Annotated in this window: 19 protein-coding genes; 16 read left to right on the forward strand and 3 right to left on the reverse strand. The window is 65.6% G+C overall.

Going from position 1 to position 19,386, the window contains the following annotated elements:
• Nucleotides 1-92 precede the first annotated feature (92 nt).
• From KAK09_RS03555 to KAK09_RS03580, 6 genes are read left to right on the forward strand one after another with little or no spacing between them, the layout of a single operon-like run.
• Nucleotides 93-1,382, forward strand: a complete 1,290-nt coding sequence (locus KAK09_RS03555) for an ABC transporter substrate-binding protein (protein ID WP_210877480.1) — start codon at nucleotides 93-95, stop codon at nucleotides 1,380-1,382.
• 35 nt (nucleotides 1,383-1,417) lie between these two features.
• Nucleotides 1,418-2,014, forward strand: coding sequence for a hypothetical protein (locus tag KAK09_RS03560; RefSeq protein WP_210877655.1), 597 nt, complete (start codon nucleotides 1,418-1,420; stop codon nucleotides 2,012-2,014).
• A gap of 16 nt (nucleotides 2,015-2,030) precedes the next feature.
• Complete coding sequence (locus KAK09_RS03565; RefSeq protein ID WP_210877481.1) at nucleotides 2,031-2,951, forward strand: branched-chain amino acid ABC transporter permease; 921 nt, start codon at nucleotides 2,031-2,033, stop codon at nucleotides 2,949-2,951.
• Nucleotides 2,948-3,880, forward strand: a complete 933-nt coding sequence (locus KAK09_RS03570) for an ABC transporter permease subunit (protein ID WP_210877482.1) — start codon at nucleotides 2,948-2,950, stop codon at nucleotides 3,878-3,880. The genes KAK09_RS03565 and KAK09_RS03570 overlap by 4 nt, the downstream gene beginning before the upstream one ends.
• Complete coding sequence (locus KAK09_RS03575) at nucleotides 3,877-4,599, forward strand: ABC transporter ATP-binding protein (RefSeq protein ID WP_210877483.1); 723 nt, start codon at nucleotides 3,877-3,879, stop codon at nucleotides 4,597-4,599. The genes KAK09_RS03570 and KAK09_RS03575 overlap by 4 nt, the downstream gene beginning before the upstream one ends.
• On the forward strand, nucleotides 4,583-5,278 hold the full coding sequence (locus KAK09_RS03580; RefSeq protein WP_210877484.1) for an ABC transporter ATP-binding protein: 696 nt from the start codon (nucleotides 4,583-4,585) through the stop codon (nucleotides 5,276-5,278). Before KAK09_RS03575 ends, KAK09_RS03580 begins: the two co-directional genes overlap by 17 nt.
• Nucleotides 5,279-5,413: 135 nt before the next feature.
• On the opposite strand, the gene cobS is transcribed toward KAK09_RS03580, so the two are convergent.
• On the reverse strand, nucleotides 5,414-6,166 hold the full coding sequence (gene cobS / locus KAK09_RS03585; protein ID WP_210877485.1) for an adenosylcobinamide-GDP ribazoletransferase: 753 nt from the start codon (nucleotides 6,164-6,166) through the stop codon (nucleotides 5,414-5,416).
• Nucleotides 6,167-6,239: 73 nt separating this feature from the next.
• On the opposite strand from cobS, the gene cobT reads away from it, so the two are divergent.
• From cobT to KAK09_RS03600, 3 genes are all read left to right on the forward strand, one after another.
• On the forward strand, nucleotides 6,240-7,250 hold the full coding sequence (gene cobT / locus KAK09_RS03590; RefSeq protein ID WP_210877486.1) for a nicotinate-nucleotide--dimethylbenzimidazole phosphoribosyltransferase: 1,011 nt from the start codon (nucleotides 6,240-6,242) through the stop codon (nucleotides 7,248-7,250).
• 64 nt (nucleotides 7,251-7,314) lie between these two features.
• On the forward strand, nucleotides 7,315-8,514 hold the full coding sequence (locus KAK09_RS03595; protein WP_210877487.1) for a hydantoinase/carbamoylase family amidase: 1,200 nt from the start codon (nucleotides 7,315-7,317) through the stop codon (nucleotides 8,512-8,514).
• A gap of 76 nt (nucleotides 8,515-8,590) precedes the next feature.
• Nucleotides 8,591-9,244, forward strand: a complete 654-nt coding sequence (locus KAK09_RS03600; protein ID WP_210877488.1) for an alternative oxidase — start codon at nucleotides 8,591-8,593, stop codon at nucleotides 9,242-9,244.
• Between the two features lie 127 nt (nucleotides 9,245-9,371).
• Here the strand turns inward: KAK09_RS03600 and KAK09_RS03605 are convergent, their stop codons facing one another.
• Entirely contained in the window at nucleotides 9,372-10,073 is a 702-nt protein-coding gene (locus tag KAK09_RS03605) for a response regulator transcription factor (RefSeq protein WP_210877489.1), read from the reverse strand.
• Nucleotides 10,070-11,965 (reverse strand): PAS-domain containing protein, encoded by a 1,896-nt coding sequence (locus tag KAK09_RS03610; RefSeq protein ID WP_247651047.1) that lies wholly within the window; start codon nucleotides 11,963-11,965, stop codon nucleotides 10,070-10,072. The genes KAK09_RS03605 and KAK09_RS03610 overlap by 4 nt, the downstream gene beginning before the upstream one ends.
• Nucleotides 11,966-12,324: 359 nt before the next feature.
• On the opposite strand from KAK09_RS03610, the gene KAK09_RS03615 reads away from it, so the two are divergent.
• From KAK09_RS03615 to KAK09_RS03645, 7 genes are all read left to right on the forward strand, one after another.
• Nucleotides 12,325-14,268, forward strand: coding sequence for an AMP-binding protein (locus KAK09_RS03615; RefSeq protein ID WP_210877490.1), 1,944 nt, complete (start codon nucleotides 12,325-12,327; stop codon nucleotides 14,266-14,268).
• Between the two features lie 5 nt (nucleotides 14,269-14,273).
• Complete coding sequence (locus KAK09_RS03620; RefSeq protein WP_418895513.1) at nucleotides 14,274-15,086, forward strand: ABC transporter ATP-binding protein; 813 nt, start codon at nucleotides 14,274-14,276, stop codon at nucleotides 15,084-15,086.
• The gene (locus tag KAK09_RS03625; protein WP_210877492.1) at nucleotides 15,079-15,555 is read left to right on the forward strand and encodes a hypothetical protein; all 477 of its coding nucleotides are present in this window, start codon (nucleotides 15,079-15,081) and stop codon (nucleotides 15,553-15,555) included. Before KAK09_RS03620 ends, KAK09_RS03625 begins: the two co-directional genes overlap by 8 nt.
• A 38-nt stretch (nucleotides 15,556-15,593) precedes the next feature.
• Entirely contained in the window at nucleotides 15,594-16,580 is a 987-nt protein-coding gene (locus KAK09_RS03630) for a branched-chain amino acid ABC transporter permease (protein WP_210877493.1), read from the forward strand.
• 5 nt (nucleotides 16,581-16,585) lie between these two features.
• Entirely contained in the window at nucleotides 16,586-16,843 is a 258-nt protein-coding gene (locus KAK09_RS03635; RefSeq protein ID WP_210877494.1) for a hypothetical protein, read from the forward strand.
• A complete protein-coding gene (locus tag KAK09_RS03640; protein ID WP_210877495.1) occupies nucleotides 16,843-17,919 on the forward strand; it encodes a branched-chain amino acid ABC transporter permease in 1,077 nt (358 codons plus the stop codon). Before KAK09_RS03635 ends, KAK09_RS03640 begins: the two co-directional genes overlap by 1 nt.
• Before the next feature lie 100 nt (nucleotides 17,920-18,019).
• Nucleotides 18,020-19,306, forward strand: coding sequence for an ABC transporter substrate-binding protein (locus tag KAK09_RS03645; protein ID WP_210877496.1), 1,287 nt, complete (start codon nucleotides 18,020-18,022; stop codon nucleotides 19,304-19,306).
• The last annotated feature ends 80 nt before the right edge of the window (nucleotides 19,307-19,386 follow it).

A 19,386-nucleotide genomic window follows, 5' to 3' on the forward strand; every position in this document is an offset into this window, starting at 1 on the left:
TCAGGAGGCTGGACAATGGGGGGCAGTCTGCGCAATTTGCGCGCGAGCGGCACTTTTGCCGATCGCAACCAGAACAGAGCTGAGACCCGCCCATGACCATCAAGACCGATCTCACCGCCATCTCTCGCCGTGGCGCGCTCGGAACGCTCGCGGCTGGTGCCGCCGCGGCGAGCCTGCCCCTTTGGGCGCGCTACGCCCATGCCCAGAGCGCTGCGCCGATCCGGCTGGGCTTTCAGGTCCATCGCACCGGCATCGGCGCGGCCTATGGCCGCTGGTATGGCCGCACGGTCGAAGCGGCCGTCAATCTCATCAACGAGGGTGGCGGCATCAATGGTCGGCCCGTGGAGATCGTGGCCGAGGATGACGGCACCGACCCCAAGCGCGGCGCCGAAGTGGTGGAGAAGTTCGCCAATCAGCACCGGGTGGATGTGGTCTTTGGCCCGCTCTTCAGCCATGTGGTGATCGGCTCCGCCCCGCGCGCGGGCGAGTTGAAGCTGCCTTATTTCGTGGTCTCCGAGGGCCATCATGTCGCTAGCGGGATGCTCAATCGCTACACGCTTCAGCCCGGCATCACGGATGTGAAAAGCCAGGTCATCTCGATGGCCCCTTTCATCACCGAAACGCTTGGCAAGAAGGTCACGATGATCTTTCCCGATTACGGCTTCGGCTATGATCACCGCGACAATCTTGTTCCGGCGATCGAGGCGAATGGCGGCACGGTGCTGGAAAAGATCGCGATTCCGCCGACAGAGACCTCCTTTACCAAGTATTTCCCGCGCATCCCGCGCGATACCGAGGTGCTCTATCACGTCATGGTGGGTCCTGCCGTCCTGACCTTTGTCAAGGAACTGGGCGAGTTCTTCGGCGGGCAGGGGCCGGCACTGTTCGGCTTCATCGACAGCCTTGAGGCGGTTGCCATCGACAGCCCTGGCCTTGAATTTCTTGAGGGCAGCCATTTCTGGGAAGGCATGTGCCGCCATGCACAACCCGATCAGAGCGAGCATGAGGCATTCTATCGTGCCGCCGTTGGTGTCAACGACCGTGGCGCCTCGATGGCCGATCCGCGCGACGTGTCCACCTATGGCCACATGTTCGGCTGCTGGGAGACGCTGCACGTCATCAAGGCGGGGATGGAGGCGGCGGGATACGCCGGTCCGCAGCACCGTGCCGCGCTGATCGAGGCGGTCGAGGCCATGGAGGACATGCCCGAGGGGCTGGCGCATCCGCAGGGCGCCAAGCGCTTCAACGGGCGCACCCATCAGGTCTTTGGCCACCAGAACATCAGCCGGGTCGAGGGCGGGCGGCTTATCCGCGTGCATCGCACATCGATCGAGGATACGCTCTATCCCGACGAGGTGGATTACACCCAACAGCCGTTCTGAGGAGGCAAGCGCAGGTGGCGGTGACGCGCAGGCAGATGGTGCAGGGGCTGGCGCTTCTGGCGCTGGCCGGCTGCGGCGCGCCCCCGCCCCCCGCCGAGGCGGAGGAGGTGGCGCGGCTTGCCGCCGCCATCGCCGGGCTTGACCCCGAGGTGGACCGCGACGAAGCGGCGCGCGCCGCGCGCCTCTCCTACGCGCATACGCACGCGCTGGCGCTGCAATACCGGATCACCGATCCGCCGCTGATCCACAACACCAAGGTCAACATGGGGCTCAAGCCGCGCGGTCTATGCTGGCACTGGGCGCGTGACATGGAGGACCGGCTGAAGCAAGAGCGATTCGCCACGCTCGACCTGCATCGCGCGGTTGCGAATGCCGACAACGTGTTTCGGCTGGAACATTCCACCGCCATCGTGAGCGCGAAGGGTGCGGCTTTTGACGAGGGCATCGTTCTTGACCCGTGGCGCAAGGGCGGGCGGCTTACATGGGTCGCGGTGCGCCATGACCCGATGTATGTCTGGAAGCCGCGCAACGAGGTCGTCGCGCGTGCGCTGGAGCGCCGCCACGGGCAGATCGTGACCCTCACCGAGGATCAGCGCATCCTCATGGGCGGGATGGAGTTCGTGCCGCAATGAGCGGGGCGCAGCACTGATGGAGTTCGGCCCCCACCTCATGCTCGCCACGCTCGAAGGCGCGGTGACAGCGGCCGTGCTGGCGCTGACGGCGGCAGGGCTCAGCCTTGTCTTCGGCGTCATGCGGGTGGTCAACATCGCCCATGGCGAGTTCTTCATGCTGGGCGCGGTGCTGGCGTGGTGGGTGACGCAGGCGGTGGCGGGGCCCTGGGGCTTTGCGCTGGCGCTGGTGGTGGCCCCGCTCCTTGTGGGCGCGCTCGCCGTGGCGGCGGATGTGACCATCCTCAAGCGCCTCTCCTATGATCCCGAGCGCACCATCGTCGCTACCATCGGCCTGCTCTATATCCTGCAACAACTCACCCTGATGACCTATGGTCCCGATGCGCGCCCCGTGGTGGCCCCGTTCAACGCCCGCATCGCCCTGCCATGGCTCGAGCGGGGGCCGGACGGCTGGGCGCTCACATGGCCATGGGGGTTGGGGATCACCACATGGAAGCTTACCGTGATCGGGGCGGCGGGGGCGGTGCTTTGCGCGCTGTGGCTGTTTCTGGCGCGCACGCGGGTGGGGCTCGTGATGCGCGCCACGCAGGCCGACCGCGAGATGGCCACCGCCTTCGGCGTGCCGGTGGAGCGGGTCTATGCGCTGACCTTCGGGCTGGGGGCGGGGATGGCCGCGCTTGCCGCCGTGCTGATCGTGCCGATTCAACAGGCGCATTACCTGATGGGGGCGGATCCGCTTCTGCTGTCGTTCATCGTGGTGATCATCGGCGGGCTTGGCAGCCTGCCGGGCACGCTGTTGGCGGCGGTGCTGATCGGGCTGTCTGACGGGATCATCTCGGTTTTCTTCTCGCCGACGCTGGCCAAGATCCTTGCCACGCTGCTGGTGGCACTGGTGCTGGTGTTCCGCCCGCAGGGCCTTTTCGGGGCGCGCGGGCGGTGAGGGCGCTGGTGCTCCATCTTGGCCTAATCGCGGCGCTTCTGGCGGCGCATTTCCTGCTGCCCGCCTATCACCATGGCAATCTGGCACGGGTGATGGTGCTGGCAAGCTACGCTTTGGCCTATAACCTGCTCTTCGGCTACACTGGCCTTCTGAGCCTTGGCCACGCGCTCTTCTTCGCGGCGGGGCTGTATGGGATGGGCATGGGGGTGCAGCATCTCGGGCTTGGCGCGGGGGCGGGGCTGATGCTCGGGATCGCGTCGGGCGCGGTGGTCTCGGCCCTTGTTGCGGCGCTGGCGCTGCGCACCTCGGGCGTGGCCTTCATGATCGTCACGCTGATGTTCGCGCAGGCGGGGTTCCTCACCATCCTGCATTTCGGCGAATGGACACGGGGCGACGAGGGTTTTGTTCTGGCGCAAGCGGGGCGAGTGCTCTGGGGCATGGATCTGAGTGCGCCCGGCACGCGCTATCTGGCGGCTCTGGTTCTCTTCTCCATTTGCCTGCTTCTGAGCCTTGCGCTGGTGCGCGCGCCGTTCGGCCGGGTGCTGGTGGCGATCCGCGAGAACGAGGAACGGGTGCGGATGCTGGGCTATGACACGCAGGCGCACAGATTTGCCGCGATGGTTGCCTCTGGCACGATGGCGGCGGTGGCGGGGGCGGTCTACGGGATGCTTTTCGGCTATGTCGGCGCGACATTCGCAAGCGTGCAATATTCGATCCTGCCGCTTCTGTGGGTGCTCCTGGGTGGTGCGGGCACCGTGCTAGGCCCCTTCATCGGCACGCTTTTCATGTTCTATCTCATCGACCTGAGTTCCGGCCTCACCACCGCCTACATGCTGATTGCCGGGGTGGCGCTGGTGGGGTTGACGCTTTTCGCGCCGCAGGGCATCATGGGCGAGGTGCGCCGCAGGTTCTGGCGGGGGCTGCCATGAGCCTTCTGTCGGTGCGCGGCCTCACCCGCGATTTCGATGGGTTGCGCGCCGTGGATGGCGTCGATCTCGACCTGCCCGAAGGCGAGGTGCGCGCGCTCATCGGCCCCAACGGCGCGGGCAAGACGACACTGGTGGGCATGATCGCAGGCCGCATCGCGCCCACGCGAGGCCAGGTCATCTTTGACGGGCGCGACATCACGCGCCTGCCCGCGCATCGCCGGATGCGGCTGGGGATGGCCTATACGTTCCAGATCACATCCGTGTTCGCGGGGCTGAGCGTGGCAGAGAACGTGACGCTGGCCGCAAGGCGGCGGGTGCGCGGGGCGGGGCTGGTGCAGGCGGTCACGCAGGCGCTCGTCCGCGTCGGGCTTGAGGCGCGCGCCGATCAGGTGGCGGGCGATCTGGCCTATGGCCATCAGCGCCTGCTGGAGATCGCCATGGGCCTTGCCCAGCGCCCGCGCCTTCTGATCCTTGACGAGCCGACCCAAGGCCTGAGCGAAGGTGAAATCGAGGGATTTCAGGCGCTTGTTCGCGATCTGGCGGGCGAGGTCACGATCCTTCTGATCGAGCACAACATGGCCGTGGTCATGGCCCTGGCCGAGCGCATCACGGTGATGGCGGGGGGGCGCATCCTAGCCGAGGGCACGCCGCTCGAGATTCACGCCAACCGTGCCGTGCAGGCGGCCTATCTGGGGGGCGGGGATGCTGCGGATCGCTGATCTGCGCGCCGGATACGGCGCGGCGGAGGTGCTGCACGGCGTCTCGCTCACCGTGGCCTCCGGCGAAATCCTGTGCCTCATGGGCCGCAACGGCGCGGGCAAGACCACGCTCTTGCGCGCGGCGATGGGGCTGTTGGCCCCCATGGGCGGTGAGGTCTGGCTGGGCGAGACGCGGCTTGATGCGCTGCCCTCGTATCGTGTGCCGGGGGCTGGTCTGGGCTATGTGCCGCAGGGTCGCCGCCTCTTTGCCGGGCTGAGCGTGGCCGAAAACCTCGAAATCGGGCTTATGGCGGGCGGCGGCGGCGGGGTTTTGCGCGACGAGGTGCTCGACCTCTTTCCCCGCCTGCGCGACCGCCTGCGCCAGCGCGCCGAAACGCTCTCGGGTGGCGAGCAGCAGATGCTGGCGCTGGCGCGCGCGCTCTGTCTTGCCCCCCGCGCGCTCTTGCTCGATGAGCCGACCGAGGGGCTGCAACCCTCGATGATCGCCGCGATCCGTGAGGTGGTGGCACAAAAGCGCGCCGAGGGGGTGGCGGTCCTGCTGGTCGAACAGCGCCTTGACGCGGTGCTCTCGGTCGCCGACCGGGTGGCGTTTCTGGAAAACGGGCGGCTGGCCGAGGAGATGACGGCAGAGACCTTGCGCGCCGACCGCGCGCGCGCGGATCGCTATCTCGGCGTTTGAGGGGCGCGGGACCGGGGGCGCACCGTCACCCTCGGACTGGATCCGAGGGTCTCTCGGCCACGGGATCCTCCGGTCAAGCCGGAGGATGACCCCCGCCACATAGACAACCGCCCCTTGATCCGATGGATCTGCCGGTCACGTCAGCAGACAGAGCAGCACGGCGATTTCCGCCCCCTGTTGCACCGCCCCCAGAACATCGCCGGTCTGCCCGCCGATTTTCACGCGTGCCAGCCGCGCGATGACGGCCGCGACCAGCGCCGCCGCCCCCGCCGCAACAAGGCCGGACGCGCCGCACAAAAGGACCGCCCCCCCCATCGCCAGTCCCGCCGCCAGCCCGACCGTTGCTGCCGGCGGGCGGCCCTGTGCCTGAGCCAGTCCGCTCTTGCGGGCATGGGGCAGGGCGGCCATCGCCCCCGCCATCGCCGCGCGCGACAGCATCGCCGAGGTGACAATCGCCGCCGCCGCCGCGCCGGGACCGGCCTCGAACAGATATGTCAGCGCCACGCCGCGCAGCGCCAGAGACAGCGTCAGCGCGATCACCCCATAGCTGCCAATGCGGCTGTCGCGCATGATCTCAAGCCGCCGCTCGCGCGTCCAGCCGCCCCAGATCCCGTCCGCCGTATCGGCCAGACCGTCCTCGTGCAGCGCGCCGCTTGTCATCACCAGTGCCCCGAGTGCCAAAAGCCCCGCCACCGGCGCGGGCAGGCCAAGTGCCAAAGCGGCCCAGCCGACAAGCCCCGCCAGACCGCCCAGCACCGCCCCAGCCAGTGGCCAGGCCCAGGCCGCGCGCGCACCGCGCGCTGTGTCTCTCACGGGCACCGGCAGGCGCGTGAGTAGCCCCAGCGCAAGCGCGAGGTCCACGGGTCGGATTAGGGTTTTGTCTGTCATCGCGGCGGTTTGCTCTGGGGTTGGCGCGCCTCCCGCGATACAGAAGGGCGCGCTCACTTGCAACGAGGTCGCCATGTCCGCCCCCTTCACCACGCTCGCCGATTTCGCCGCACTCTTGCGCGACCTGCCCGGACCCGATGACGCCACGATCAGCGCCGCGCGCGCCCGCGACGCGACGCTGACCAAGCCGCCCGGCGCGCTTGGCAGGCTCGAGGAGGTGGCGGCGTGGTATTGTGGCTGGCGCGGCGAGGCGCGCGCGCGAGTCACCCGCCCGCAAGTGGCGGTTTTCGCGGGCAATCACGGGGTGGTGGCGCGGGGCGTGTCGGCCTTTCCGCCCGAGGTCACCGCGCAGATGGTGGCGAATTTCAAGGCGGGCGGCGCGGCGGTCAATCAGGTGGCGGGCGTGGTGGGCGCACGGCTCGACGTGCACGCGCTTTCCCTCAACCGGCCCACGGGCGACATCACCACAGGCCCTGCCATGTCCGGGGCCGATTGCGTGGTGGCGCTGGCAACCGGCTGGGGGGCGGTGGACCCGGAGGCCGATTTGTTCGTGGCGGGCGAGATGGGCATCGGTAACACCACGCCTGCCGCCGCCATCGCGCTTGCGCTTTTCGGCGGGCGCGCCGAGGACTGGACCGGGCGCGGCACGGGGATTGACGATGCGGCCCTTGCGCACAAGGCGCGGGTGGTGGCGCAGGCGGTCGCGGCCAATCCGGGGCGTGGCGGGCTCGCGGTGCTCTGCGCGCTTGGCGGGCGCGAGCTTGCGGCCATGGCGGGGGCCATTGCGCGGGCGCGCGCCTGCCGTATCCCGGTGCTGCTCGACGGATTCATCTGCACCGCCGCCGCCGCCTGTCTGGAGGCCGAGGCCCCTGGCGCGCTCGACCACGCGCTTGCGGGCCATGTCAGCGCCGAGCCGGGCCACGCGCGCCTTTTGGACCGGCTGGGCAAGGCGCCGCTCCTGTCGCTCGGGCTGCGTCTGGGCGAGGGGTCGGGCGCGGTGCTGGCCATGGGCGTGGTGCAGGCGGCGCTTGCGTGCCATTCCGGCATGGCGAGTTTCGCCGAGGCGGGCGTGTCGGGCGGTTGAGCGAAAGCGGTTGCGCCCGCGCGCCGCGCCGCTAGGCTCTGTGTGCGACCAAGGGAGATGCACGATGATTGCCGTCAACCCGGAGAGGTTCCTTGAAAATCTGCACCGGCTGCGTGCCTTTGGCGCGGCGGGGGTGGGTCGCGGCGTGGTGCGCCCGGCCTTCAGCGCGGCGGACATCGCCGCGCGCGACTGGCTGGCGGGTGAGATGCGCGCCGCCGGTCTGACCCCGCAGTTCGATCCGGTGGGAAGCCTTTTCGGGCTGGCGGAGGGGCGCTCGGTTCTGGTCGGCAGCCATTCCGACAGCCAACCCGAGGGTGGCTGGCTTGACGGGGCGCTTGGCGTCATCGCGGGGCTGGAGATTGCCCGCGCAAGCCATGAGGCAGGCGGGCCGCCGGTCTCGGTCGTGTCCTTTCAGGATGAGGAGGGCCGCTTTGGCGTCACCACCGGAAGTGCGATCTGGGCGGGCAATCTCTCGCTTGAAGAAGCCGACCGCCTGACCGACCGCGACGGGGTGACCTTTGCCGGAGCGCGCGCGGCCATGGCGCATCTTGTGGGGGATTTCGTTGATTCCGCCCGCTTTACCGGGTTTTTCGAGATGCATATCGAGCAAGGCCCGTGGCTTTACGAGGCGGGCGAGGCGGTGGGGGTCGTGACCGATATCGTCGGCATCCGCGACATGCGCATCACGCTGGAGGGCGAACAGAACCATGCGGGCACCACGCCCATGCACCGGCGGCGTGACGCGTTTCAGGGGCTGGCGCGGTTCAATACCCTGCTCAACGAGCGGCTGCGCAACGTGGTGACGCCGCAGACTGTCTGGACCATCGGTCATGTGCGCCTGCATCCGGATGCGCATTCCATCGTGCCGGGGCGCGCCACCTTCTCGATGCAGTGGCGCGATGGGGACGCCGACCGGCTGGGCCGGATGGAGGCGATCATCCGCACCACCGCGCAGGACGTGGCGCAGGAGATGGGGTTGCGCGTGACATTCGGCGATCTTCTGGGGCTGGAGCCGGTGGCGATGGATGCCCGGCTGCGTGACGCGCTTTGTCAGAGCGCCGAGGCCCACGCACCGGGCCGCTGGCGGCGGATGCCGTCGGGCGCGCTGCATGACGCGACCAACGTGGCGCGGCTCTTGCCCACGGCGATGCTTTTCGTGCCGTCCATCGACGGGATCAGCCACGCCTTCGCCGAGGACACCGCCGAGACGGACCTTGTGGCGGGGCTGAAGGTTCTGGCCGAGGCGGTGGCGCGCGCCGCGTGAAGCAATCGGCGCACCAAATGCCGCATTCAAAAATCATCTTTGGTTCCCATCTAGGAGGAGAGAAAGGGAGCAAGAGATGACACAGAGCCACGACTTTCATCCTGACCACACGACCGGCCTGACCGCCCACCACGCCCCGCGAGATATCCATGACCGGATCGCGCTGCGAATCGTGAAATTCATGCGCGTCTTTGCCGATGCGTTCTTTTCCAAGCGCTATGGCCATCGCGCCGTGGTGCTGGAAACCGTGGCCGCCGTGCCGGGCATGGTGGGCGGGCTCTTGCAGCACCTCAAATCCTTGCGCCATATCCGCGAGGATCAGGGCTGGATCCGCGAATTGCTCGATGAGGCGGAGAACGAGCGGATGCACCTGATGACCTTCATCCATATCGCCCAACCCTCGCGGGGCGAGCGCTGGCTTATCATGGGGGCGCAGGCGGTCTTTTATAACGTGTTCTTCTTCACATATCTTTTCGCGCCGCGCACCGCCCACCGCATCGTCGGTTATCTCGAGGAGGAGGCGGTGGCGAGCTACACGCAATACCTTGCCGAGATCGACGCCGGCCGTCAGGAGAATGTGCCCGCCCCGCGGATCGCGATTGATTATTGGGATCTGCCCGAGGGGGCGCGGCTGCGCGACGTGGTGATCCGCGTGCGCGCCGACGAGGCGCATCACCGCGACACCAACCATGGCTTTGCCAATCAGATCATGGAGGGGCGCGCGCCCTGAGGCGTCAAGGCAGGTTTCCGGTGCGCGGCGGCGCGTTCCGCGCCTTGATTCCGCGCATGGCATGGGTGCTCAACTCAATTGTCCGCTCAAGGCCGGTTATCCCGGCCCCAGGCCCCTTGCGAGGCCCTCACCCCCAGCCCACATCCCCCAGAAAGATATAGCCCGCACCGTAGATCGTCTTGATCAGGCGCGGGTTCTTGGGATCCTCGCGCAACTTGGTGCGCAGCCGCGAGATCCGCACGTCCATCGCGCGGTCGAAACTCTCGCCCGCAGCGCCGCCCAGGGCCTCCTGCATCGCCTGCCGGGAAATCAGCCGCTTGGGCCGCTCCAGAAACAGCCGCAGCACCTCGCCCTCGGCATGGGAAAAGGGCGTCTCGGTGCCGCTTTCGTCCTCCAGCACATAACGGTCGAAATGCGCCACCCAGCCGTTGAACCGCGCCACCTCGCCGGTCTGGGTGCTGGGTGTGCCGCGCCGCAGGCGGGCGCGGATGCGCGCCACCACCTCCGCCGGGTCGAACGGCTTGATGATGTAGTCATCCGCCCCCAGTTCCAGCCCCGTGACCCGGTCCTGCACCTGCGCACGCCCCGAAATGATGATCACTGTCGCGCCCTGTTCCAGCGCCAGCCGATGCACAAGGCTCAGCCCGTCGCGGTCGGGCAACGACAGATCGACAAGACAGACATCGGGCATGGTGGTCCGCAGCGCGGCCTCGAACTCGGTCGCGCGGCCAAAGGCCATGGTGCGAAATCCGGCTTCGTTCAGCGCGTCCGAGAGCATGGCTCGGATCGCCGGTTCGTCGTCGAGGATGGTGACAAGCGGTGCGGTCATGGGCGGCCTCCGGCATTGAGGGCCGCGTCAAGCTGCGCGGCGGTAAAGGGTTTGCGCAGCACCGGTGCTGTGGCGGCCGCGGCCCGGTGGAGCGCGTCCTCGGGCGGCAGCGAGGTCATCAGCACCAGCGCGCAGCCCTCGGGGCGGGGCAATGTGGCAAGGTCGATGCCGGTGCGCGCGCCTTCAAGCACCACATCCGAGAGCACGGCGGAGATCTCGGGCAGGTCAGCGAGCAGGGCGCTCGCCTCCTCGACGCTTGCCGCCTCGATCACGCTGTGGCCCGCGCTGCGCAGCATGTCACGCAGGGTGGAGCGCAGATCGGGGCTGTCCTCGACCAGAAGGACAAGGCCGGGCGGGCGCGCATCCCCCGCAGGCCGCAGCGGCAGGCGCAGCACCACCTGCCCGCCCGCCCCGGTATTGCCCAAGGCGATTCGCCCGCCCGCCAGCTTGGTCATGTCATAGACCATCGACAGACCAAGGCCCGACCCCTCGCCGCCCTTGGTGGTGAAGAACGGATCGAGCGCGTGCACCAGCGCCTCCTCTGTGAAGCCGGGGCCGGTGTCGCGCACGGTGAATTCCAGCCATGTCTCCTGCAAGTGTCGCACCGAGAGCGTGATCACCCCCGTGGGCGCACAGGCATCGCGCGCGTTGAGGACCAGGTTCAGAAGCGAATCCTGCAACATCCCCGCATCGAGCAGATAGCGCCCGTCGGCCTCGGCCTCGATCCGCAGCGCCACGCCCGAAGGCAGGGCAGAGCGCGCCAGCGTGTCCAGATCGCCAAGAAAGGCGGCAATATCCGTGGGCACCGGCTCGTGCTCGCGGGGGCCGGTCATGTCGGCGATGCGATTGAGCAGCCCCCCGCCGCGCCGCGCCGCCGCAATGGTGGCGTCGATCAGTTCGCGCGCGTCTGTCGTCAGGCCCATCCGGGCAAGGCGCGACTGCATCCCCAGAATGATCGTGAGCAGATTCGAGAAATCATGCGCAAGGCCGGAGGTCAGTTGCGCCGCCATTTCCCGCCGCCGGGTCTGTTGCAGCGCGGCGCGGGTCTGGCTTTCTTCGGTGATGTCCATGGACAGGATATAGACCCCGCCGCTGGTGGGATCGGGCGTGAGCGCCACGCGCACCCGGCGCGAGCTTGGTTCGTGGGTGAACTCGAATATCGAGGGCGTGCCGGCATAGGCCTTGTCCAGTTCCGGTCCGATTACCGCCCATGTCTCGGGGCCGAGCACCTGCGCCGCGTGAACCCCGATGAGGTCAACGCGCGAGCCGGGCATGACCGAGGTCAGCCGCCGGTTGGAATAGGTATAGCGGCGGTCCGGCCCGACATGGGCGATATGGGCGGGCATCATTTCGGCGGTCAACCGCGTGCGCGCTTCGGCCTCGGTGATCTGGCGCTTGGCCTCTTCAAGGGCGGTGATTGTCGCCTGCAATTCGCGGTTGGCGCTGGCCAGTTCCTCGGAATAGCTCAGAAGCTGATCCGACAGTTCCTCCGAGCGCGCGCGCAACAGCGCCTCTTGCCGCTTGGTGCGGGTGATGTCGGTATAGACCGTGACCCAGCCGCCCTGCGGCAGCGGCGTGCCTTCGACGCTGATGGTGGTGCCGTTGGCGCGGGTGCGCTCCATGTAATGCGGCTCGAATGCGCGGGCGATCTCGACCCGTTCGGCGACAAAATCCCCTACCTCGCCGACATCGCCATAATCGCCGCGCGTGGCCAGATAGCGGATCGTGTCCGCGAAATCGGCCCCCGGCGTCACCAGCGCATCGGGCAGTGCGAACATTTCCTGAAAGCGGCGGTTGCACACGGCCAGCCGCAGATCGCGGTCATAGATGGTCAGCGCCTGCTGAATCAGGTTCAGCCCGGCCATGGTCATGGCGTCGCGGTCGGTGCTCATCTGCGATAGCCTCCGGGTGGCGGGGCGGTCGGGCGCTCGCGCGGCGGCGTGCAAGCACGCCTCGATTCCGCGCGGGGAAAAATCCGAGTGTGTCGCCCAACACAAAACGCCACCGCCAATCCACCATCCCCGTGTTGTCCCGATCTCTTCCCCTAGCACCGTGCGTGTAACGCGCAAAGACCGTTCCCGCCCCTGTTACAATTCGTAAGTTTTGCGAAATGTTCAGGAAAAAGTTGACCGGCAGCAATTAACGCGCACCCTTGAGGCAAGAAGAATCGCGCCTCGGGCGCAGCCCGTCGGAGGAAGCGGGCGAAAGGGAGGATACGGATTTGGCACAGCCGTCACAACCGACGGAGGGGATGGACTCCATTCCCGCGCTTTTGCAACGCAACGCTACGCGCTTTGCGAACAGTCCCGCCTATCGGGAAAAGGAATACGGTATCTGGCAAAGCTGGACCTGGGCCGAGGCGGAAAAGGAAATCGAGGCACTGGCGCTTGGCCTCATCAATCTGGGCGTGAACGAGGGCGATTTCGTCGCCGTGATCGGGCGCAACCGGCCCTATTTCTACTGGTCGATGGTCGCCGCGCAATCGGTGGGGGCGATCCCCGTGCCGCTCTATCAGGATGCCGCCGCGCCTGAAATGGCCTATGTGATGGAGCATTGCGGCGCGCGCTTTGCCATCGTTCAGGATCAGGAGCAGGTGGACAAGCTGATCGAGGTGCAGGAAGAATTGCACCAGCTTGAGCACATCATCTATGTCGATCCGCGCGGCTTGCGCAAATACGACCACCACAAGCTGCACCGCTTCATCGACATTCAGGAGCAGGGCCGCGCCGCCTATTACGAATGGATCGAGGATCTCAAGGCGCGGCGTGAAAAGCTGAATTACGACAGTATCTGCGTCATGCTCTATACCTCTGGCACCACGGGCAAGCCCAAGGGCGTGGTGCTGAGCAATCGCAACATCATCGAGGCGTCGAAATCCTCGTCCGAGTTCGACAAACTGACCAAGGACGAAGAGGTGCTGGCCTATCTGCCGATGGCATGGGTGGGCGATTTCATCTTTTCCATCGGGCAGGCCTATTGGTGCGGATTCTGCGTCAACTGCCCCGAAAGCCCCGAGACGATGCAGACCGACCTGCGCGAGATCGGGCCGACCTATTTCTTTGCCCCGCCGCGCGTGTTCGAGACGCAACTGACCAGCGTGATGATCCGCATGGAGGACGCAAGCCGCTTCAAGAAATGGTTGTTTCATCATTTCATGGCGCACGCACGCCGTGTTGGCCCTGCGATCCTTGATGGCAAGCAGGTCAGCGGGATGGACCGGCTGAGATATGCGCTCGGCAATATTTTCGTCTATGGTCCGTTGAAGGATACGCTCGGTCTTGGCCGGGTGCGGGTGGGGTATACGGCGGGCGAAGCGATCGGGCCGGAGATCTTCGATTTCTATCGTTCGCTTGGCATCAACCTCAAACAGCTTTACGGCCAGACCGAGGCGTCGGTGTTCATCACCCTGCAACCCGATGGCGAAGTGCGCTCCGATACCGTGGGCGTGCCCGCACCGGGCGTTGAGATCCGCATCAGCGAGACCGGAGAGGTGTTCTATCGCAGCCCCGGCACGTTCGAGTATTATTACAAGAACCCCGACAGCACCGCATCAACCAAGGATGCCGAGGGTTGGGTCGCCACCGGCGATGCGGGTTTCTTCGAGGAAGGTTCTGGGCATTTGCGGATCATCGACCGCGCCAAGGATGTTGGCAAGATGGCCGATGGCCGCCTGTTCGCGCCCAAATACGTCGAGAACAAGCTCAAGTTCTATCCCAACATCCTCGAGGCCGTGGTGTTCGGCAATGGCCGCGACAAATGCACCGCCTTCATCAACATTGACCTGACGGCTGTCGGCAACTGGGCCGAGCGCAACAATATCGGCTACGCCTCCTATCAGGAACTGGCCGGACACCCGCAGGTATTGGAAACGATCCGCACCCATGTGGAAGAGGTCAACCGCAGCCTTGCGGATGATCCGATGCTGTCGCATTGCCAGGTCCATCGCTTCCTCGTGCTGCACAAGGAACTTGACGCCGACGATGGCGAGATGACCCGCACCCGCAAGGTGCGGCGCAACGTGATCTCGGAGAAATTCGACGACCTGCTGACGGCGCTCTACGACGGGTCGGAGGAGGTCTTTACCACCACCGAAGTGACCTATGAGGACGGGCGCAAGGGCGCGATCAGCGCGACGCTCAAGATCGTGGAGGCACGGGTCACCATGGAAACCGTAACGAAGGTGGCTGCGGAATGAACGACATGAGCCAAGAGACCACCGTGACCGCCGATGGCCGCAAGATCGGCGGCGTGGTGATGGAGATGAAGAACATCACCCTGCGCTTTGGTGGGGTGGTGGCGATCAGGGATATCTCTTTCGATATCCGCGAGGGCGAGATTCGCGCGATCATCGGCCCCAACGGTGCGGGCAAGTCCTCGATGCTCAACGTGATCAGCGGGTTCTACCATCCGCAGGAGGGCGAGGTCTGGTATAAAGGCGAGCGGCGCCCGCCGATGAAACCCTATCAGGTGGCGCAGCAGGGCATCGCGCGCACCTTCCAGAACATCGCGCTCTTTGAGGGGATGAGCGTGCTCGACAACGTGATGACGGGCCGCATCCGGCAGATGAAGGCGGGACTTTTCGCGCAGGCGCTCTGGAAGGGCACGGCCGAGCGCGAGGAGGTCGCAAACCGCGAAGCGGTGGAGAAGATCATCGATTTCCTCGAAATCCAGCACATCCGCAAGACGCCCGTGTCGCGCCTGCCCTATGGCCTCAAGAAGCGGGTGGAACTGGCGCGCGCGCTGGCCGCAGAGCCGTCGATCCTGCTTCTGGACGAGCCGATGGCCGGCATGAATGTCGAGGAAAAGGAGGACATGAGCCGCTTCATCCTCGACGTGAACGATGAATTCGGCACGACGATCGCCCTTATCGAGCACGATATGGGCGTGGTGATGGACCTTTCCGACCGTGTCGTGGTGATGGATTACGGCAAGAAGATCGGCGACGGCACGCCCGAAGAGGTGCGCAGCAATCAGGCCGTGATCGACGCCTATCTCGGGGTGGCGCATGATTGATTTCGCAAAGCGAAAGCACCCCGGACGCGATCCGGGGCCCTTGGTCGCGTGTGCGGCGCTTTTGCTGTCCTTCCTTCCTGCCATGGCACAGGCCGATGCCTGGGCCGATTTCCAGACGCGCTGTGTCAGCGCGCTTGAGAATCTTGTGCCGCCGGTGGTGGCGGGGCTGGACCAAGGCACGCGCGACGGGGCCGTGACGCGCTATGCGCTCAGCGGGGGGCGCGTCCTGATCGTGGATCGCGCGCCCGAGGACGGTATATCCGCCTGCGCGGTGCGCGACCCCGCAAACGCGCCGGTGCCGGGGTTCGACGACTGGATCGGGGGCGCGGTGAGCGAGGGGCGCTATGTGCCGGTGGCCGAGGGGCGCTGGCACAGCCATCTGTGGATCGAGCCGAAACTGGAAGTGCAGAAAGACAGCGGCGCGGACGGTCTCACGCTTCGGATCGTGGAGACACGCCTTGAAGCCTGAGACACCGCACAAGAACGCCATCAAGGGGGAGGCAGCCCATGCCTGACAGCGTGATTTTCGGAATGGAGGTCTTTCTCAACGGCCTCATGGCGGGGGTGCTCTATGCGCTTGTGGCGCTCGGCTTCGTGCTGATCTACAAGGCGTCGGGCATCTTCAACTATGCTCAGGGGGTGATGGCGCTTTTTGCCGCGCTGACGCTGGTGGGGATCATGGAGGGGCAGGTGCCCTTCTCGCATCTCATCAATGCGGTGTTCGGCACCAAGGTGCACCATTTCGGCTGGGAGGTGCCCGCGCTTCTGGCCATCGCGCTTACCGTGGTGGTGATGATCGCGCTGGCGTGGATCGTGAACAAGCTGATCTTCCGTCACCTTGTCGGGCAGGAACCGATCATCCTGTTCATGGCCACCATTGGCCTTGCCTATTTCCTCGAAGGGTTCGGCGACGTGATGTGGGGGGCCGATATCAAGAAGCTCGACGTGGGTCTACCGCAGGGCATGAACAGCGCGATCGACGATGTGACTTTCGGCATCTTCGGTTACGGTTTCTTCATCGACAATCTCGATCTCGTGGCCACGGTGGTGGCGGCGCTGCTGGTGACGGGACTGGTGATGTTCGCGCAATACTCCAAGCATGGCCGCGCCATGCGCGCGGTGGCCGATGACCATCAGGCCGCGCTCTCGGTCGGCATCTCGCTCAACTTCATCTGGGTCATGGTCTGGTCGCTCGCGGGCTTCGTGGCGCTGGTGGCGGGGATCATGTGGGGCACCAAGATGGGCGTGCAGTTCTCGCTCTCGCTCATCGCCTTGAAGGCGCTGCCGGTGCTGATGCTGGGCGGCTTCACCTCGATCCCCGGTGCCATTGTCGGCGGGCTGATCATCGGGGTGGGCGAAAAGATGTTCGAATTCGCCATCGGCCCCCTGGTGGGCGGCGCGACCGAAAACTGGTTCGCCTACATGCTGGCACTCATCTTCCTCGTGTTCCGGCCGCAGGGCCTGTTCGGCGAAAAGATCATCGAGCGGGTGTGACAGCGATGCAGAAACTCATTGCCATTGCCAATGTCGTCGCCTGGGGCGGGTTCTGGGCCTTCGGTTATCTCGCCCTCTCGGCGAGGCCCGAGCAATCCGGGCAGATGGTCACGGCGGCGCTTCTTGCCGCGATCGGCGGTGCTGTGGGGATGCTCGCCTTTCTCTGGCTGGTGCGCCACGCCGAGGCAAAAGGCTATGCGCGGCGGCCCAACCGGGCCGACAAGCGCACCGAGGACAGCGAAATTCATGGGGAGGTGATCTGATGTTTTACCGTGAGGCGGGGGATTTCAAGACCTCCTATGTGGACGACAACCAGACCTTTCCGATCAGGTTCGACCGTTACCGCTATTACGCGGTGCTGGTGGCGGCCTTCGCGGTCATCCCGTTCCTGATCAACGATTACTGGGTAAACGCCGTCTTTCTGCCTTTCCTGATCTATACCATCGCGGCTATCGGGCTCAACATCCTGGTGGGCTATTGCGGACAGGTGAGCCTTGGCACCGGCGGGTTCATGGCGGTGGGGGCCTATGCCTGCTACAAGCTGATGGTCGCGTTCCCCGAAATCAACATCTTCTTCCATGTCATCGTTTCGGGTGGGATCACGGCGGCGGTCTGCGTGCTCTTCGGCCTGCCGTCCCTGCGGATCAAGGGCTTTTACCTTGCGGTGGCGACGCTTGCGGCGCAGTTCTTCCTTGTCTGGCTCTTCAACCGGGTGGGGTGGTTCTACAACTACTCGGCCTCGGGCCAGATCAACGCCCCCGAGCGCACGGTGTTTGGCGTGGCCGTGACCGGCGCGCAGACCGCGCCATGGGCGGCCTATCTGTTCTGCCTGATCTTCACGGTGATTTGCGCGATCCTTGCGCGCAACCTGACGCGCGGCATGGCGGGCCGCAAATGGATGGCGATCCGCGACATGGACATCGCCGCCGAGATCATCGGGGTGAACCCCTTGAAGGCCAAGCTGACCGCCTTTGCTGTCTCTGGGTTTTTCGTGGGCATCTCGGGGGCACTGTTCTTTTCGGTCTATCTGGGGGCTGTCGAGGTGGGCGAGGTGTTCGGGATCAACAAATCCTTCCTCGTGCTCTTCATGGTGATCATCGGCGGGCTTGGCTCCATCTTCGGCAGCTTTGCCGGGGCGGCCTTTCTTGTGCTCCTGCCGGTGCTGCTCAAGAATGTGCTGGTGGGGGGGCTTGGCTGGCCCACGGACCTGGCGGCGCATCTGGAATTCATCATCGTCGGCGCGCTGATCGTGATTTTCCTGATCGCCGAGCCGCACGGGTTGGCGCAGCTTTGGCGCGTGGCCAAGGAGAAACTGAGGCTTTGGCCCTTCCCGCATTAGGGGCGGGCATTGGTGGGTTGGCACCCACCTTGCGGAATTGAGCGCGGGATCGTGCGCTCATGATGAGGCATCGGAAAAACCAAGGGAGGATTATAAACCGATGAAACAGAAACTGATGACAGCCGCTTTCGCGGCACTGATGGCGGCAGGACCGGCGCTGGCCGACCTGACCATCATAGACACCAGCTATCGCACCGGGCCTTATGCCGCCAACGGCATCCCGTTCTCGGACGGCTATCAGGATTACTTCACGCTGCTTAATCAGCGTGACGGCGGCATCGGCGGCGAGAAGATCAACCTCGTCGAATGTGAGACCGGCTACAACACCGAGAAAGGCGTCGAGTGCTACGAGGCCACCAAGGGGGCGGGCAATGGCGCGCTGATCTATCAGCCGCTCTCGACCGGCATCACCTATCAGCTCATTCCCAAGGCCAGCGCCGACGGCATCCCGCTTCACACCATGGGCTATGGCCGGACCTCGGCCAAGAATGGCGGCGTGTTCGAATGGGTGTTCAACTACCCGGCCAACTACTGGGACGGCGCGAGCCACGCCATCACCCATATCCTTGACCAGAATGGCGGCGATATCAGCGGCAAGAAGATCTCGCTGATCTATCACAACTCGGCCTATGGCAAGGAGCCGATCCGCACGCTCGAAGAACTGGGCAAGAAACACGGCTTTGACCTGGTCCTGCTGCCGGTGGATCACCCCGGTCAGGAGCAGAAGTCGCAATGGCTCCAGATCCGGCGCGACCGGCCTGATTATGTCCTGATGTGGGGCTGGGGCGTGATGAACCAGGTCGCCGTGCAGGAGGCCGTGAACATCCGCTTTCCGATGGAGAATTTCATCGGCATCTGGTGGTCGGGTTCCGAGAACGACGTGAAGGCCGCCGGTCCTGCCGCCAATGGCTACAAGGCGCTGACCTTCCACAACCTTGGCCGCAATTATCCGGTCTATGACGACATCCAGAAGCACGTTCTGGACGCAGGCAAGGCCGCCGGTGCGGGCGATCAGCTGGGCTCGGTGCTCTATAACCGGGGCATGTATGCCGCGATGCTGGCCGCCGAAGCCATCAAGACTGCGCAGGAGATGCACGGGGTGTCGGTGATCGACGCTGCGCAACTGCGCGACGGCATGGAGAACCTCGAGATGACCGAGGCCAAGATGGCGGCGCTCGGGCTTCCGGGCTTTGGCCCCGAGTTCAAGGTGTCGTGCGAGAACCACGGTGGCAACGGCTATGGCGCGGTTGCGCAATGGGACGCGGCGGCGGGTGAGTTCACGCTCATCACCGACTACTTCCAGTCCGATCAGGAGATCATCGCCAAGCTGGTGGCCGAGGATTCGGCGGCCTTCGCGGCGGAGAACGGGATCACCCCGCGCTGCTGATGCCACCCTTTCCCCGGCCGTGGCACAGAGCTGCGGCCGGGGATATCTGAGTATTTTTGGAACGATGAAGGGCGCGGTCG

The organism is Roseovarius autotrophicus (assembly GCF_018069895.1).
In the GTDB taxonomy this organism is placed as follows: domain Bacteria; phylum Pseudomonadota; class Alphaproteobacteria; order Rhodobacterales; family Rhodobacteraceae; genus Roseovarius; species Roseovarius autotrophicus.